13 protein-coding genes and 1 tRNA gene are annotated in these 14,315 nt (G+C 71.7%); 3 read left to right on the top strand and 11 right to left on the bottom strand.

Annotated elements, in window-relative coordinates; translation table 11 throughout:
- Nucleotides 1-27: 27 nt before the first annotated feature.
- The 5 genes from ABD385_RS33215 to ABD385_RS33195 all read right to left on the bottom strand — a co-directional run bounded on the left by ABD385_RS33215 (nucleotide 28) and on the right by ABD385_RS33195 (nucleotide 4,721).
- Nucleotides 28-1,131, bottom strand: coding sequence for a M24 family metallopeptidase (locus ABD385_RS33215; RefSeq protein WP_344582969.1), 1,104 nt, complete (start codon nucleotides 1,129-1,131; stop codon nucleotides 28-30).
- Nucleotides 1,132-1,368: 237 nt separating this feature from the next.
- Nucleotides 1,369-2,367 carry a cytochrome P450 gene (locus ABD385_RS33210; RefSeq protein WP_344582967.1) on the bottom strand — a complete coding sequence of 333 codons (999 nt, stop codon included), beginning with the start codon at nucleotides 2,365-2,367 and terminating at the stop codon, nucleotides 1,369-1,371.
- Nucleotides 2,368-2,635: 268 nt separating this feature from the next.
- Nucleotides 2,636-2,905, bottom strand: a complete 270-nt coding sequence (locus tag ABD385_RS33205; protein ID WP_344582965.1) for a hypothetical protein — start codon at nucleotides 2,903-2,905, stop codon at nucleotides 2,636-2,638.
- Between the two features lie 277 nt (nucleotides 2,906-3,182).
- The gene (locus ABD385_RS33200) at nucleotides 3,183-3,824 is read right to left on the bottom strand and encodes a GNAT family N-acetyltransferase (protein ID WP_344582963.1); all 642 of its coding nucleotides are present in this window, start codon (nucleotides 3,822-3,824) and stop codon (nucleotides 3,183-3,185) included.
- 823 nt (nucleotides 3,825-4,647) lie between these two features.
- Nucleotides 4,648-4,721 (bottom strand) — tRNA-Thr (locus ABD385_RS33195).
- Nucleotides 4,722-4,981: 260 nt separating this feature from the next.
- On the opposite strand from ABD385_RS33195, the gene ABD385_RS33190 reads away from it, so the two are divergent.
- The 3 genes from ABD385_RS33190 (at nucleotide 4,982) to ABD385_RS33180 (ending at nucleotide 7,615) form a co-directional block, all read left to right on the top strand.
- Nucleotides 4,982-6,112, top strand: coding sequence for an ABC transporter ATP-binding protein (locus ABD385_RS33190; RefSeq protein WP_344582962.1), 1,131 nt, complete (start codon nucleotides 4,982-4,984; stop codon nucleotides 6,110-6,112).
- A 327-nt stretch (nucleotides 6,113-6,439) separates the two neighbouring features.
- Entirely contained in the window at nucleotides 6,440-6,856 is a 417-nt protein-coding gene (locus ABD385_RS33185) for a hypothetical protein (protein WP_344582961.1), read from the top strand.
- Between the two features lie 30 nt (nucleotides 6,857-6,886).
- A complete protein-coding gene (locus ABD385_RS33180; protein WP_344582959.1) occupies nucleotides 6,887-7,615 on the top strand; it encodes a nucleotidyltransferase family protein in 729 nt (242 codons plus the stop codon).
- A 182-nt stretch (nucleotides 7,616-7,797) separates the two neighbouring features.
- Here the strand turns inward: ABD385_RS33180 and ABD385_RS33175 are convergent, their stop codons facing one another.
- From ABD385_RS33175 to ispD, 6 genes are all read right to left on the bottom strand, one after another.
- A complete protein-coding gene (locus tag ABD385_RS33175) occupies nucleotides 7,798-9,378 on the bottom strand; it encodes a DoxX family protein (RefSeq protein ID WP_344582957.1) in 1,581 nt (526 codons plus the stop codon).
- Between the two features lie 178 nt (nucleotides 9,379-9,556).
- Nucleotides 9,557-10,510 (bottom strand): 23S rRNA (guanosine(2251)-2'-O)-methyltransferase RlmB, encoded by a 954-nt coding sequence (rlmB, locus tag ABD385_RS33170; protein ID WP_344582955.1) that lies wholly within the window; start codon nucleotides 10,508-10,510, stop codon nucleotides 9,557-9,559.
- A 152-nt stretch (nucleotides 10,511-10,662) separates the two neighbouring features.
- Nucleotides 10,663-12,057, bottom strand: a complete 1,395-nt coding sequence (cysS, locus tag ABD385_RS33165; RefSeq protein WP_344582953.1) for a cysteine--tRNA ligase — start codon at nucleotides 12,055-12,057, stop codon at nucleotides 10,663-10,665.
- Between the two features lie 140 nt (nucleotides 12,058-12,197).
- Nucleotides 12,198-12,602, bottom strand: coding sequence for a PPOX class F420-dependent oxidoreductase (locus ABD385_RS33160; protein ID WP_344582951.1), 405 nt, complete (start codon nucleotides 12,600-12,602; stop codon nucleotides 12,198-12,200).
- 146 nt (nucleotides 12,603-12,748) lie between these two features.
- On the bottom strand, nucleotides 12,749-13,276 hold the full coding sequence (ispF, locus tag ABD385_RS33155) for a 2-C-methyl-D-erythritol 2,4-cyclodiphosphate synthase (RefSeq protein ID WP_344582949.1): 528 nt from the start codon (nucleotides 13,274-13,276) through the stop codon (nucleotides 12,749-12,751).
- The gene (ispD, locus tag ABD385_RS33150; protein ID WP_344582947.1) at nucleotides 13,263-14,009 is read right to left on the bottom strand and encodes a 2-C-methyl-D-erythritol 4-phosphate cytidylyltransferase; all 747 of its coding nucleotides are present in this window, start codon (nucleotides 14,007-14,009) and stop codon (nucleotides 13,263-13,265) included. Before ispD ends, ispF begins: the two co-directional genes overlap by 14 nt.
- Nucleotides 14,010-14,315 lie beyond the last annotated feature (306 nt).

The raw sequence follows: 14,315 nt of genomic DNA, 5'->3' as shown, positions 1-14,315 counted from the left end.
TTCTCCCGGAACCGAAGTCACCTCCCGCTACGCCACCACCGCCAGCTCCCGCCCGGTCACGTTCAACCGCCGCCCGCCGCTCTCCGTGCAGACCACGATGTCCTCGATCCGCACCCCGAACCGCCCCGGCAGGTAGATCCCCGGCTCGATCGAGAAGCACATCCCCGGCACCAGCGGCAGGTGCTCGCCCTCCACCAGATAGGGCGGCTCGTGCGTGGTGACTCCGATGCCGTGCCCGGTCCGGTGGATGAAGTACTCGCCGTAGCCCGCCGACTTGATCACCCGCCGGGCCACCCGGTCGACGTCCTGGCACGCGATCCCGGGCCGCACCGCCTCGAACGCCGCCTGCTGGGCCTCGCGCACGACCTCGTGCACCGTCCGCTCCTCCGCGCCCGGCTCTCCCACGTGCACGGTCCGCGAGGTGTCCGAGCCGTACCCGTCCTTCAGCCCCCCGAAGTCCAGCACCACCATGTCGCCGTCCTGGATGACCCGCTCCCCCGCCTCGTGGTGCGGGTTGGCCCCGTTGGGCCCGGATCCGACGACCGTGAAGTCCACCTGGCTGTGCCCGTGTTCGGTCAGCAACCGCGCCAGGTCCCCGGCCACGTCGCACTCCCGCCGCCCGGCGAACCGCACCCCCAGGACGTCCCCGTACGCGGCGTCCGCCGCCGCCCCCGCCGCCGCCAGCCGCTCCACCTCGTACGCGTCCTTGACCGCCCGCAACATCGGCAGCACCTCGGTCAGCGCCGCGTAGCCGCCCCCCGGCACCGACCGCTGCACGCCGAGCAGGTGCAGCGCCCACATCCCGTCCGACACCCCGTAACGCCCCTGCGGCGCCAGCCACTTGCCCAACTCGACGTACGGATCCGCCCCATCGGACCACCCCTCCACCGTCAACGCACCGGCCCCCGCGGCCCGCTCCGCATCCGGCCGCTCCAGTACGGGCACCAGCAGCCGCGCCGCCCGCCCCGGCTCGATCACCAAGGCCGTCAGCCGCTCGGTGACGGCCGTCGGCCGGTACCCGCACAACCACACCAGATCCGGCCCCGGCGTAACGATCAACCCGGCCAGCCCGGCCTCCGCCGCGGCCCGCCCCGCCCGCACCATCCGCCGCGCGTACTCATCCCGCGTCATCGAACTCACCATGCCGCGAATCTACGCCGCCCCCTTCCTCCGAACCCCCCGAAAACGCCACCTCCCGCAGCCGCCGCATCCACCTGCGCGACGCCCGGCACACCTGCGCCGCCACCCCCGCAGACGTCACCCACATACACCAAAAGCCCCAGGCCATCACCGACCCGGGGCTTCGTCCCTGCTCGCACACCGAGCCCCTGTCGCACGACGTCCGCTCACGCACCGCTCAGGCATGGCCTACGAAGTCCGGGAGCACAGGAGAGTGAGGTGGGTGGGTTCGAGGTGGCCGGCCAGTCGTGGCCGGACTTGGGGACGGCGGGGGGTGGTGAACTCGTAACGGCGCAGGAGCGCGGCGACGGTCAGGCCGGTGAGGGCGTGCACCCAGGCGGTGCCCCGGCAGAAGTGGGTGCCCAGGCCGAAGGGGAGGTAGGCGCCTCGGGGCGCCTGGCCGGCTGGTCCTCCGGGCTCCCAGCGGGCGGGGTGGAAGCGGTGGGGGTCGGGGAAGAAGCGTTCGTCACGCTGGATGAGCTGGACCGCGACGCGCACCTGGTCGCCGGGCTGGACAAGATGTCCGTCGATCTTGGTGTCTTGGCGGACGGTACGGCCGAGTAGCCAGGTCGGCGGGTACAGGCGCAGCGATTCGCTACCGGCTTCTCTGGTCCGGATCAGGTGAGAAGCGGCGGTCTGGGAGGCCGGTTGATGCGCTTCGTGACGCAGTCCTTGCTGCACCTCTGGGTGGTGGGCCAGCAGGTACAGCAGCCAGGAGGTCGCCATGGCCGGCGCGGTCTGGGCGGTGTACAGCATGAACCACAGCGTCTCCACGCGCGCCTCGTCGCTCCAACCGCTGGGCTGCCCGTCCGGCTCGCCCCCATGGGCCAGGAGGTCCAGCACGCTGCCCTTGGTGCTGTTCGGTTGGGTGCGGCGTCGCTGGAGGAGTTGGTGGAGGGCGTCAGTGACGCGCTGTGCTTGAACGTCGAACTCCCGCAGCCTCCGGCCTTGCCGAAGGCCCGCGCGGTCGGTTGCCACAGCACCCGGGGTCGCCTGCCGCAGTGATGCGGCAATCTCCTGCCACATCGGGCAGGCCAGGCCCAGGCACAGGAAGGTGGCCAGGGCGGAGGTCAGGTCATAGAGGGTGGGCAGGACCGCCCAGCGCCGCGGGATCGGGTGCTCGTCAAGGTAACGGTCAATGAATTCGACCAGTTGCGGCGTCCGTTGATCGACCCATGGGCCACTCATGGCGTTCTTGGCCGCGCTGTTCCGCTCGGTGCGGACTGAGCGTGGGTCGTTGATGACGGTGGCAGTCGTACCGGAGGAGAAGACCTCGGGGACGCAGAAGTCCTGAGGAGACTCGGCAAGAACCCGGCGCGCCAACTCCGGTGTGGCCACAACGAGGGTGCCGGGTGCGTGCCACCACGCGGCGGCGTGGGGGGTGGGCCTTCCCAGCGAAGCGCAGGGCGCAAGGGAGGGCGGCCGGGTCCTGCCGAGCGGGAACATCGGAGGTTCCTCAGATCCAGGGCTTGTGGTGTTCGCCGTTGGTCCCGATGACGCCGTACTCCCAGGTGGGCAACGGCTTCTTGGTGCGGCGCGCAACGAGGGTCCGGACCAGGTGGTCAGCCTTGAGACGTGACACGCCTACGGGGCCTTCGATCCGTTCGTGCTCCCACACGGGAGCCGGGCGCCTGAGCACAGCGGCTGCAGCCCTGCGGGCGGCGAAGCCCGCCTTGAGCCGGACCGCCTCAACGGCACTGACCTCTTTGACCATGATCTTCGACACCGTTCTCGCCTTCCTTTCTGGGGGCGTTGCCAACCCGAAGTTCGGGCCGGAATTCCGGAAACCGCCTTATCTCATACGGCTGCCGAAAGCTTCAAAGCCTTTGGCGTCCTGGCCCCACAATCTGTCCGCTCCTCCACGCACCGCTCCTGGCTGGCGTTCAGCCAGATCCGTCAAGCGACCCGTTGTGTCGGATCGAGCGATTGCGTCGGATTGAGCGATCGTGGTCGATGGTGGGGTACGTCATGGGGCGAGCACGTGACTCGACTCAGCGCAGCGTTCACGTCGTTGAGTCGCTCGTCGTCGGCTCTACTTCCTGGAGGTTTCGCCAGTACTCCACGAGTCCGCCTGCCGGAATCTCATCCGAGGTGATCCCGTACATCACGTGATCCCGCCATTTCCCGTCCACGTGCATGTACCCGGGGATAACACCGTGTTCGCAGAAACCCAGTTTCTCCATGATCCGGCGTGCCGGCGTGTTCTCCGTCCGCGTGAAGCATTCGATTCGGTACAGGCCAAGGGGCCCCAGGCAGTGATCGGTGGCCAGCGCGACGGACGTCACGGCAATGCCCTGGCCCGCATGTTGCTTGGAAAGCCATACGCCGAGCTGCGCACACCGCATGGAACCGCGGACGATGCCTGACACCAGCAACTGTCCGACGAAGCTGCCCTGGTGCTCGATGGCGAAGGGCAGCATCCTGCCCGCCCGCGCCTCGGCCATGAAGTAGCGGAACATTTTCCGGTAGGTGGCCGGGTCGGGGTTGATCCGCTGGGAGGGATAGTTGGGATCCGTTCCCTCCCACGGGCGGAACCAGTCCCGGTCCCGATCATTCAGCTCGCACCATGATTGCTGATCACGGGAAGAAAGCGATCTGAGGGTGACTTCCCGGTCACACAGGATGACATTGTGTGAGCGCGTCATACGGCGGCTCCTCGCTCACCTTGAATTCGGCTCTACGCGACAGGCAGCGCATTCCTCGGTTTTCGCCCGCGCTGACCGCGCCTCGTTTTCCGTCCCAGCTCAGCGAGCTGCAGTCGTACTCTCCTCGAAGCGTGGTATCGACAATTCTCCGCACCGAATCGGGGCTCTTTTCGATAGTGGCACGGTCGGGGCGCATTCGCGCGTCTTGTACGTAAGCGATCTCCTCCACCACAACGTCTGCAGATTTGTTGGCGGTGGCTTGCCCCCCGGCCCTCGACTACGTCGGGGCACCAGGCCCTGGCAACGGCACCGGCACGGTGCAGCATCGGGCAGCGCCGCGACTCCAGCGTCCCGTGAGTGCCCCAACTCCGGGCGCGTGACGGAACTGGGGACGCTCTCCTACGTAGACATCACCGTGGAGTCGGAATCGATTTCCATTCGGCGAATCACGTTCAAAGCCATATCCGGATCGCTGCGACGATCTCGCCATCGCAATGGGCCTGCGCCGCGGCGAAGCCCTCGGCATGCGGCGGTCGGACCTGGCCCTGGAAGACGGCGTGAACAGGATCAGCGGCCAAGTAGGGCGCACCAGCGGCAAGTTGCGCCAGGACTCAACCAAGGCAGCGAAGATCCGCCCCGTTCCGCTGCCGCTCATCCGCCTTGCCACTCTCCGACGGCACCGGCTCCGCCAGGCGCACGAGGTAGGGAAGCGGGCCACCACGCTCGCCCCAACCGGGACCGACCGCCCCCGTTGATGTCACCCCTGAATGTCAGAAGCCCCAGGCCAGCCGTGGCCCGGGGCTTCTTCCCTGCTCAGAACAAGAGCCCCCTGTCGGATTCGAACCGACGACCTTCGCTTTACAAGAGCGGTGCTCTGGCCAGCTGAGCTAAGGAGGCGTACCGGATGCAGTGTACCCAGGCGTGCCCGGTGCCGGTTGCCTTATGCGGTCAGCGCCGTGCCACCCCGCCCCGGCCCCGCCGACCGAGGGCATTTCGTGACCGCGGAGCTACTGACACCCGGCTCCCGCGCCGGTAGCGTCACCAGCGGTTTGCCGCTGTGGACTACACCACTTCGCGTGGCGCACGTCCCCGGTGGCGGGCCGCCCACTCCTTTACTCGGATCGTCCGGCACGTTCCTGCCGGTGAAGGGACACACCATGGCAACGGTCACGTACGACCAGGCGACCCGGATCTACCCGGGTTCCGACAAGCCCGCCGTCGACAAGCTCGACATCACCATCGAGGACGGCGAGTTCCTCGTCCTCGTCGGCCCCTCCGGATGCGGAAAGTCCACCTCGCTGCGGATGCTGGCGGGGCTGGAGGACGTCAACGAGGGGGTCATCCGCATCGGCGACCGGGACGTCACGCACCTGCCGCCCAAGGACCGGGACATCGCCATGGTGTTCCAGAACTACGCGCTCTACCCGCACATGACGGTCGCCGACAACATGGGCTTCGCCCTCAAGATCGCCGGCGTGCCGAAGGCCGAGATCCGGCAGAAGGTCGAGGACGCGGCGAAGATCCTCGACCTCACGGAGTACCTGGGGCGCAAGCCGAAGGCGCTCTCCGGCGGCCAGCGGCAGCGGGTCGCGATGGGGCGCGCCATCGTCCGCGAGCCCCAGGTGTTCCTCATGGACGAGCCGCTGTCCAACCTGGACGCCAAGCTGCGCGTGCAGACCCGCACCCAGATCGCCGGGCTCCAGCGCCGCCTGGGCATCACCACCGTCTACGTCACCCACGACCAGGTCGAGGCCATGACGATGGGCGACCGGGTCGCGGTGCTCAAGGACGGGCTGCTCCAGCAGGTCGACTCGCCGCGCAACATGTACGACCGGCCGGCCAACCTCTTCGTGGCCGGCTTCATCGGCTCGCCCGCCATGAACCTCGTCGAGGTGCCGATCACCGACGGCGGGGTGAAGTTCGGCAACAGCGTGGTGCCGGTCAGCCGAGAGGCGCTCGCCGGCGCCGAGGGCGACAAGACGGTGACGGTCGGCATCCGGCCCGAGCACTTCGACATCGTCGAGCAGAACGGCGCGGCCGCCCAGTCGCTGTCCAAGGAGTCCTCGAACGCCCCGGCCGGCCTGGCAGTGACGGTCAACGTCGTCGAGGAACTGGGCGCCGACGGCTACGTCTACGGAACGGCCGAGGTCGGCGGGACCGTCAAGGACCTCGTCGTGCGGGTCAACGGCCGCCAGGTCCCGGCCAAGGGAACCCAGTTGCACGTGGTCCCGCAGCCCGGCGAGACGCACGTCTTCTCCACCTCGAACGGCAAGCGGCTCACCGACTGACCGGCCCGGCCCGACAAATGCGTCCGGCGGCCGGCGGACGCACCGGCCGGGGCCACCGGTCCCGACCCGGACGGGTTTACCGCGGCGGCGGTGTGGGGTAGTGCGCGACCCCGCACCGCCGCCGCGGCACGTCCGGACCGGGCGGGGCCCGCGCCCACAAGCGCGCGACGGTTCCTTCGCACTCCCGGCAACTCGCCGCAATTGCCGCCCTGGAAGCGGCTTTTCGTACCAGTGCGTCAACCCAACAACCGCACCGACGAGCCATTCCGTCCCCCAATAAGGTGACCGAATGTCGCCAAATCATCACCCCTCGCTACCATCACGACCGTGAACTCCGCAGCCCGCCGAATCGGCCGAACTCTCGCCCTCGTCCTGCCCGTCGTCCTCGTCCTGTCCGGGACCCTCGCGGTCACCCGCGTCCCCTGGGCCTCGAAGACCTCCGAGTCGCAGGTGCTCGCCGCGTCCTCCGGGAAGGTCTCCACCCAGGCCGGCCCCCGTGCCGCCCAGGACGTCCTCCGGGACCGCCTCCTGGTGGAACTCCAGGAGAAGGACCCCGGTGTCGCCCTGACGCACCTCCAGGAGGCCACCACCGCCCGGCCGTCGCTGGCCAAGCACTGCGCCTCCATCGCCCGTGCCCTCGGCCGCGCCGCGGTCGCCAAGTACGGTGCCGCACACCGCGCCCAGGCGTTCTCCCGCCCGGTCTGCGACACCTCCTTCGCCACCGGCGTGGCCGCTGCCCAGTGACCGTTGCTCGCACCGCTTAGGGTGCGAACCATGACCGGCGCCCCGCATCCGTTCCCCACGCAGGCCGTGGTCCTGGCCGGTGGCCAGGGCTCCCGTCTCCGCCCGTACACCGACGACCGACCCAAGCCGATGGTCGAGATTCCCGGCACCGGGACCCCGATCATCGGCCATCAGCTGAACTGGCTCGCCGAGGAGGGCGTCACCGACGCCGTCGTCTCCTGCGGGCACCTCGCCGCGGTCCTCCAGGACTGGCTGGACCGGGCCCAACTCCCCCTGCGCGTCACGACCGTCGTCGAGGACGAGCCGCTGGGCCGCGGCGGCGGCCTGAAACACGCCGCCGGCTCCCTGCCCCGCCCGGACGAGCCCTGGTACGCCACCAACGGCGACATCTGGACCCGCTTCCCGCTCCGCGAGATGGCCGCCTTCCACCACGAGCGCGACGCCGTGGCCACCTTGGCGCTGGCCCGTCCGCGCATCCCCTGGGGCGCCGTCGAAACCGACGCCTTCGGACACGTGCTGGACTTCGTCGAGGCCCCGCCGTCCCCGTATCTGATCAACGCGGGCGTCTACGTCTTCTCCGCGGCCTTCACCGAGCTGCTGCCCGCCCGGGGCGACCACGAGCGCACCACCTTCCCGCGCCTCGCCCGGGAACGCAGACTCGCCGGCTACCCGCTCCCCCAGGGCGCCTACTGGCGCGCCATCGACACCGCCAAGGACCTCACCGAGGCCGCCGAGGAGCTCGCCGCACAGTCCCGTTGAGCCCTCTCCCGGCCCCGGATGACGCGCGTCCGCCGCCGGGGCCGTCGAGCCGCCTCCCGCCGCCCCGCCCTCCCCCGAACGCAGTCGTCCCCGACCGCCCGCCACCCCCGGCCCAGGGGGCTTGAGGGATCGGAGCGATCGGGGACGAGTGGGCGCGCACGGACCGGCGGGCCCGCGGGCGATCAGCCCAGCAGACCACCGAGGGTGCTGCCGCGGCCGGAGTCGCCTCCGGGGGTGCCGCTGCTGGAGCTGCCGGTCGTACCGCCGCCGGTACCGCCCGAACCGCCCGGCGACTGGGTGCGGGACGGGACGTGGGCCGGGGCCGAGTGCTGCGGGGCGCTGGTGGTCGCGCCGGGCCGGCGGGTCGCGGCGCCGGTGCGGCCGCCGGCCGACGGGGCGCCGGGGGCCGAGGCGGTCGGCAGGCCCGGCGTGTGGGCCTTGTGGGAGGCGCCCGTCGAGGGCGCACCGGGGTGGCGGGGGAGGTGGTGGCCGGGCCGCGAGCCACCGTGGCCCGGGCGGGGCAGGGGCGAGCCGGGGAGGTTGTTGATCGCGGGCTCGCCGGGCCGGGGCACGGTGGGCACCCGGGCGGTCCGTACGGCGCCGCCGAGCAGGGAACCGATGAGCAGGGTCAGACCGGCCACCACCGCGGTCATCATGGCGCCGCGGCGCAGCACCCGGCGGCGCAGCGCACCGACCTCGACGCGCGGGCCGAGCCGCCGCCACGCCTCACCGGCGAGCCGGGCGTCCATGGAGTAGACCGGGGCACCCGCGATGATCAGCGGGCTCCAGGCGGCGAGGTAGATGATGTCGGGGGCGTCGTAGGCGGGGAGGGTGCGCCAGCTGACGGTCATCAGCAGCGCCGCGGAGAGCAGCGCGCCGAACGAAGCGGCGACCCGCTGCCACAGTCCGCAGATGGTCAGCACGCCGACGACGACCTGGAGGAAGGCCACCGTCAGCCCGGCGCCGACCGGGTGCGCGACCGCGAAGTCCCGCAGCGGCACGGCCAGTTCCCAGGGGTGCAGGGAGAGCAGCCAGGTGACCATCGAGCCGCGCTGGCCGCCGTCGAAGTACACCGGGTCGCAGAGCTTGCCCATCCCGGCGTAGACGGAGATCAGGCCGAGGAAGATCCGCAGCGGCAGCAGGACGACGCCGAGGTTCATCCGGCGGCCGGGGTAGTACGCGTGCCGCACGCCGTCGCCGGCGCGCCGCCTGGTCCCGGTGTCGAGGAGGTCGCGCGCCTCGAAGGGCTCGTCGCCGCCGCCGTGCGCGCCGCCGGCGTACCGCGGGCCGGGGAACGGGCCGGGCAGGGCGCGGGTGCCGCGCGGCAGGGTGTCCTCGTCGTCGGCGGGGCCGCGCTGGCCGACCACGGTGGAGGCGGGGGACTCGCCGAGCCGGACCCGGGGCAGGACCTGGGTCGTGCCGACGTCCTCGGCCGGGCCGGGGTCCAGGCCGACGCCCGCGTCGCGCACCGCGTGCAGGAGTTGGGTGGTGGCGCCGGCCGCGCCGCCCGGTTCGGTGCGGCCGCTCCAGACCACGGGCGTGCGGCGTCTGGGCGGCGAACCCCGGAGGGAGGGGACGCGCGGGGTCTCGGCCAGGATGCGCGTGGCCACCGGAGCGGCGAGCTGCACGCGGAAGCTGGCGTGGTTGACGATGACCTGCGCGGGATCGCACGGCACCTTGACCGAGCTCAGGACCGGCTCGTCGTCGAAGTTCGACGACGAGCGTCCCCCCGGTGTGCGGGGTGTTCTGGTGTCCACGCTCATCTAACCGAGTGACCCGCGGTTAAGACACTGCCTTGACCGGCCCGAGCTGTCCGAGACCCGTCAAAAGATCACGTGATGCGGCGAGGACGCACGGAGCGTCATGTCATGCCCCGGGCCGGGCGGGAACGCGGTCCCGCCCGGCCCGGGAACGGCCGGGGCAAGCCCGGCGGCGGCACGATCAGCCGCGGCGGCGCGCCGCCTCCCACAGCACCACACCGGCCGCGACACCGGCGTTCAGCGACTCCGCGCCGCCCGGCATCGGGATCCGCACGCGCACGTCGCAGGTCTCGCCGACGAGCCGCGACAGGCCCTTGCCCTCGCTGCCGACGACGATGACGACCGGACCGTCCAGCACCTCCAGGTCCTGGAGCTCCACTTCCCCGTCCGCGGCCAGGCCGACGACCGTCATCCCGGCCTTCTGGTACGCCTCCAGCGCCCGGGTCAGGTTGGTGGCGCGGGCCACCGGCGTGCGGGCCGCGGTGCCCGCCGAGGTCTTCCAGGCACCGGCGGTCATCCCGGCCGCCCGGCGCTCCGGGACGACCACGCCGTGGCCGCCGAAGGCCGACACGGACCGGACCACGGCACCGAGGTTGCGCGGGTCGGTGACGCCGTCCAGCGCGACGATCAGCGGGTCCTCGCCGTCGTCGAAGGCGGCCGCGGCGAGGTCCTCGGGGTGCGCGTACTCGTACGGCGGGATCTGGGCGACCAGGCCCTGGTGGTTGAGGCCGTTCGTCATCCGGTCGAGCTCGGGGCGCGGCGCCTCCATGAGGTTCAGCCCCAGCTCGTTGGCGAGCTGGAGCGCCTCGCGCACCCGCTCGTCGTTGTCGATGAACTGCTGGACGTACAGGGTGGTCGCCGGCACGCCCTCGCGCAGCGCCTCGACGACCGGGTTGCGGCCCACGACCAGCTCCGCGGTGCCCTTGGCGCCGCCGCGCCGCGGTGCCGGCCGGTGGCTGGAGGCCTGCTTGGCCTTGGCGTTGGCGACGCGGTTCTTGACGTGCCCCTTGCGCGCGGAGGCCGGCGGGGTCGGGCCCTTGCCCTCGAGGGACCGGCGCCGCTTACCGCCACTGCCGACCTGAGCGCCCTTCTTGTTCGACATGCGGCGGTTCCTGCGCTGGCTGTTGCCGGCCATGGGTCACCTGTTTCTTCACTGCTCTCGACGTCTCGCGACGTGGAGTGGGTACGTACGTATGGATTGAGTGTCGCCCGCGGTCACCGGGAAGGGCGAATCCGGCTGGTGGCCGGGGGTGTGGCCGGTCCCCGGGACGACCGGCGGGGACGGGCTCAGGTCAGCGACCAGCGCGGGCCCGAAGGGGTGTCCTCGATGGTCAGGCCGGACTGCTGGAGCTGGTCGCGGATGGCGTCGGCGGTGGCGTAGTCCTTGCGGGCCCGGGCGCCCTGCCGCTGCTCCAGGACCAGCCGGACGAGGGAGTCCACGACCCCGTGCAGGTCCTCGCCGCGGTCCGCGCCGCCGCCCGACCACCGCTCGTCGAGCGGGTCCAGGCCGAGCACCCCGAGCATCGCCCGCACCTCGGCGAGCCGGGCGACCGCGGCGTCCTTGTCGTCCGCGGTCAGCGCCGAATTGCCCTGCCGGACGGTGGTGTGCACGATCGCCAGCGCCTGCGGGACGCCCAGGTCGTCGTCCATCGCCTCGGCGAACGCCAGCGGCACCTCGGCCGCCGGCTCGACGGTCCCGGCCTTCTCCACGACGCGCTGGACGAAGCCCTCGATGCGCGCGAACGACGACTCGGCCTCGCGCAGCGCCTCCTCGCTGTACTCGATCATCGAGCGGTAGTGCGGGGTGCCGAGGTAGTAGCGCAGCACGATCGGCCGCCAGCGCTTGACCATCTCCGAGACCAGCACGGAGTTGCCCAGCGACTTGGACATCTTCTCGCCGCTCATGGTCACCCAGGCGTTGTGCGACCAGTACCGGGCGAAGTCGTCGCCGTACGCCTTGGCCTGCGCGATCTCGTTCTCGTGGTGCGGGAAGACCAGGTCGACGCCGCCGCCGTGGACGTCGAAGGCGGAGCCCAGGTACTTGTGGGCCATCGCCGAGCACTCCAGGTGCCAGCCCGGCCGGCCGCGGCCCCAGGGGGTGTCCCAGCTGGGCTCGCCCTCCTTGGCGGCCTTCCACATGGCGAAGTCGCGCGGGTCGCGCTTGCCGGTCTCGCCCTCGCCGGACGGCTGGCGGAGGTTGTCCAACTCCTGGTTGGAGAGCTGGAGGTACTCCGGGAAGGAGCGGACGTCGAAGTAGACGTTGCCGTCGGCGGCGTAGGCGTGGCCGCGCTCGATCAGGCCCCGCATCATCTCGATCATCTCGGGGATGTGGCCGGTGGCGCGCGGCTCGTAGGTGGGGCGCAGGCAGCCGAGGGCGTCGTAGGCCGCGTTGAAGGCGACCTCGTTCTCGTAGCCGATCGCCCACCACGGGCGGCCCTGCTCGGCCGACTTCTGGATGATCTTGTCGTCGATGTCCGTGACGTTGCGGACGAACGTCACGTCGTAGCCGCGGTGGGCGAACCAGCGGCGCATGATGTCGAAGTTGAGTCCCGACCGGATGTGTCCGATGTGCGGGGCGGCCTGCACGGTCGCACCACAGAGGTAGATCGAGACACAGCCCGGCTTGATCGGGGTGAAGTCACGGATCTGCCGGGCGCTGGTGTCGTACAGGCGAATCGTCACGGGACAAGGGTAGTCGGAACGCGGGAGTGCCCCGTGCTCCCTTGAGCACGGGGACACGGATGGTTCACCGCCGCCCCGTTGGCCAGTAATTCCGTCCCGTTTTGCCCGGGCGGAGGCGCCCCGCCGCCCGGGGGTGGCGCTCAGACGCGGCCGACCACCTTGCGCGGGGTGATCCGGACCACGACCCGCTGGTCGTCGTCGACCGAGGTCGGGTTGAACTCCGCGTAGCGCTTGCCGGTGTACTTCAGCGACAGCTCGTCGATCAGCTCCTGCCCGCCCTCGGTGGTGAGGCTGGCCTCGCCGCGGATCTCGGCGTAGGTGTACGGGGCGTCGAACGGCTGGAGGACGACCGACACCCGCGGGTCGCGGCGGAGGTTCAGCTCCTTGCGGCGGCCGACGGTCGTCGAGATCAGCAGGTCGTTGCCGTCGCGCTTCACCCACACCGGGGAGAGCTGGGGGCTGCCGTCCGGCTGGACCGTCCCCACCATCACGAAGACCGGCGAGTCGAGCAGCTCCTTGAGCTGGTCGGAGAGCGTTGCAGTCACGAAGGATCCTTCCTACAGGCCGAACCGACGACTTCCGATGGACACCACTACCCCGGATTCTCCCCCAACGCCCCTTGCGGCGCCGGGCATTCCTCCGCGGTACGACTCCGATCGGCGGAACGCCGCGCTCCGGCCCGCGGGCCGGCTCAGCCGGTGCGCACCACCAGGGCGGTGGCGATCGCGGCCAGCCCCTCGGCGCGGCCGGTCAGCCCCAGCCCGTCGGTCGTGGTGCCGGAGATCGCCACCGGCGCCCCGACCGCCGCCGACAGCGCCCGCTGGGCCTCGTCCCGGCGCTTGCCGATCTTCGGTCGGACGCCGATGACCTGCACCGCGACGTTGCCGATGGCGAAGCCCTCGGCCCGGACGATCCGCGCCGCCTCGGCCAGCAGCGTCACGCCGGACGCGCCGGACCACTCGGGGCGGGAGGTGCCGAAGTGCGCACCGAGGTCACCGACGCCGGCCGCGGAGAACAGCGCGTCGCAGGCGGCGTGCGCCGCCACGTCGCCGTCGCTGTGTCCGGCCAGGCCGTACCCGTCGCTCTCCGCGGCGTCCCAGAGCAGGCCGGCGCACCACAGCGGGCGCCCCTGCTCGAAGGCGTGCACGTCGGTCCCGACCCCGACGAGGGGCAGGCCGGGCAGCGCGGGAACCTGCGCGGACGCATCAGACGTAGCCATCGGTGGCCCTCCTGCGGGCGAGTACGGCCTCGGCCAGGACGAGGTCCAGCGGCCGGGTCACCTTGAACGCTTCCTCGTGGCCGGGGACGAGCACCACGCCCTCCCCGAGCCGCTCCACCAGCCCGGCGTCGTCGGTGGCGCCCTCGCCCTCCACGACGACCTCGTGCGCCTTGCGCAGCGTCGGCAGGTCGAAGCCCTGCGGGGTCTGCACCGCGCGCAGCAGGGCCCGCTCCGGGGTGCCGACCACCGGTTCCGGGGTGCCCTGGGGACGCGGCTCGACCTGCTTGACGGTGTCGGCCAGCGGCAGCGCGGGGACCACGGCCGGGGCGCCGCCGCGGACCGCAGCGATCACCGCGTCCACGGTCTCCACCGGCACCAGCGGCCGGGCCGCGTCGTGGACCAGCACCACGTCGATGCCGTCGGGCAGGGCGGCCAGCCCGAGCCGGACGGACTCCTGGCGGGTGGTGCCGCCGGGGACCACGGTCAGCTCGGTGCGGTCGGCCAGCGGATGGGCGTCCAGCAGGCGCCGGACCTCGTCGGGGCCGTCCGGCGGGGCGACCACGACGATGTGCGTGACGGCCCGGGAGGCGGCCATTGCGCGCACGGCGTGCACCAGCATCGGGGTGCCGCCCAGGGTGCGCAGCGCCTTGGGGGTGCCGGGACCGAGCCGGACGCCGCGGCCGGCGGCGGGGATGACCGCGGCGGTGCGGACCGGGCGGGAGGGATCTGACATCGATGGCTCCGGAGTCCGGGCGAACCCGGAATTGGGGCAGACAGGTTTGTTTCCTCGGGCGAGGTGGGTATGGCCTGGGAGTGCCGGGCGTTATGCCTTGACCGGAACCCTTCCGTGACAGCGGTCGGGGCAGCAGCCCGAGCCCGGCACGCCACCACCGGGCCCGGCGGGCTTCACCCCCGGCGGGCTTCGCCGAGGAAGCCGCCGCCGGCCCCGTGTCCGGCCGTTCCGCACGCCACCCGCAGATATGCCGCAGCGCCCGGCAACAGACCCTCCGCTTAGGGGGTCGTCACTCGGGCACCGCGG

This window comes from Streptomyces lunalinharesii (assembly GCF_039532155.1).
GTDB classification, from domain to species: domain Bacteria; phylum Actinomycetota; class Actinomycetes; order Streptomycetales; family Streptomycetaceae; genus Streptomyces; species Streptomyces lunalinharesii.
Note: the sequence above shows the minus strand (reverse complement) of the source record. Positions and strands in the feature narration are given on the sequence as shown.

Excerpts from the sequence above, each read along its gene's own strand:
- ABD385_RS33215 (WP_344582969.1), bottom strand. The coding sequence starts at position 1,131 with ATGACGCGGGATGAGTACGCGCGGCGGATGGTGCGGGCGGGGCGGGCC.
- ABD385_RS33210 (WP_344582967.1), bottom strand. The coding sequence starts at position 2,367 with ATGAGTGGCCCATGGGTCGATCAACGGACGCCGCAACTGGTCGAATTC.
- ABD385_RS33200 (WP_344582963.1), bottom strand. The coding sequence starts at position 3,824 with ATGACGCGCTCACACAATGTCATCCTGTGTGACCGGGAAGTCACCCTC.
- ABD385_RS33190 (WP_344582962.1), top strand. The coding sequence starts at position 4,982 with ATGGCAACGGTCACGTACGACCAGGCGACCCGGATCTACCCGGGTTCC.
- ABD385_RS33180 (WP_344582959.1), top strand. The coding sequence starts at position 6,887 with ATGACCGGCGCCCCGCATCCGTTCCCCACGCAGGCCGTGGTCCTGGCC.
- ABD385_RS33175 (WP_344582957.1), bottom strand. The coding sequence starts at position 9,378 with ATGAGCGTGGACACCAGAACACCCCGCACACCGGGGGGACGCTCGTCG.
- rlmB (WP_344582955.1), bottom strand. The coding sequence starts at position 10,510 with ATGGCCGGCAACAGCCAGCGCAGGAACCGCCGCATGTCGAACAAGAAG.
- ispF (WP_344582949.1), bottom strand. The coding sequence starts at position 13,276 with ATGGCTACGTCTGATGCGTCCGCGCAGGTTCCCGCGCTGCCCGGCCTG.
- ispD (WP_344582947.1), bottom strand. The coding sequence starts at position 14,009 with ATGTCAGATCCCTCCCGCCCGGTCCGCACCGCCGCGGTCATCCCCGCC.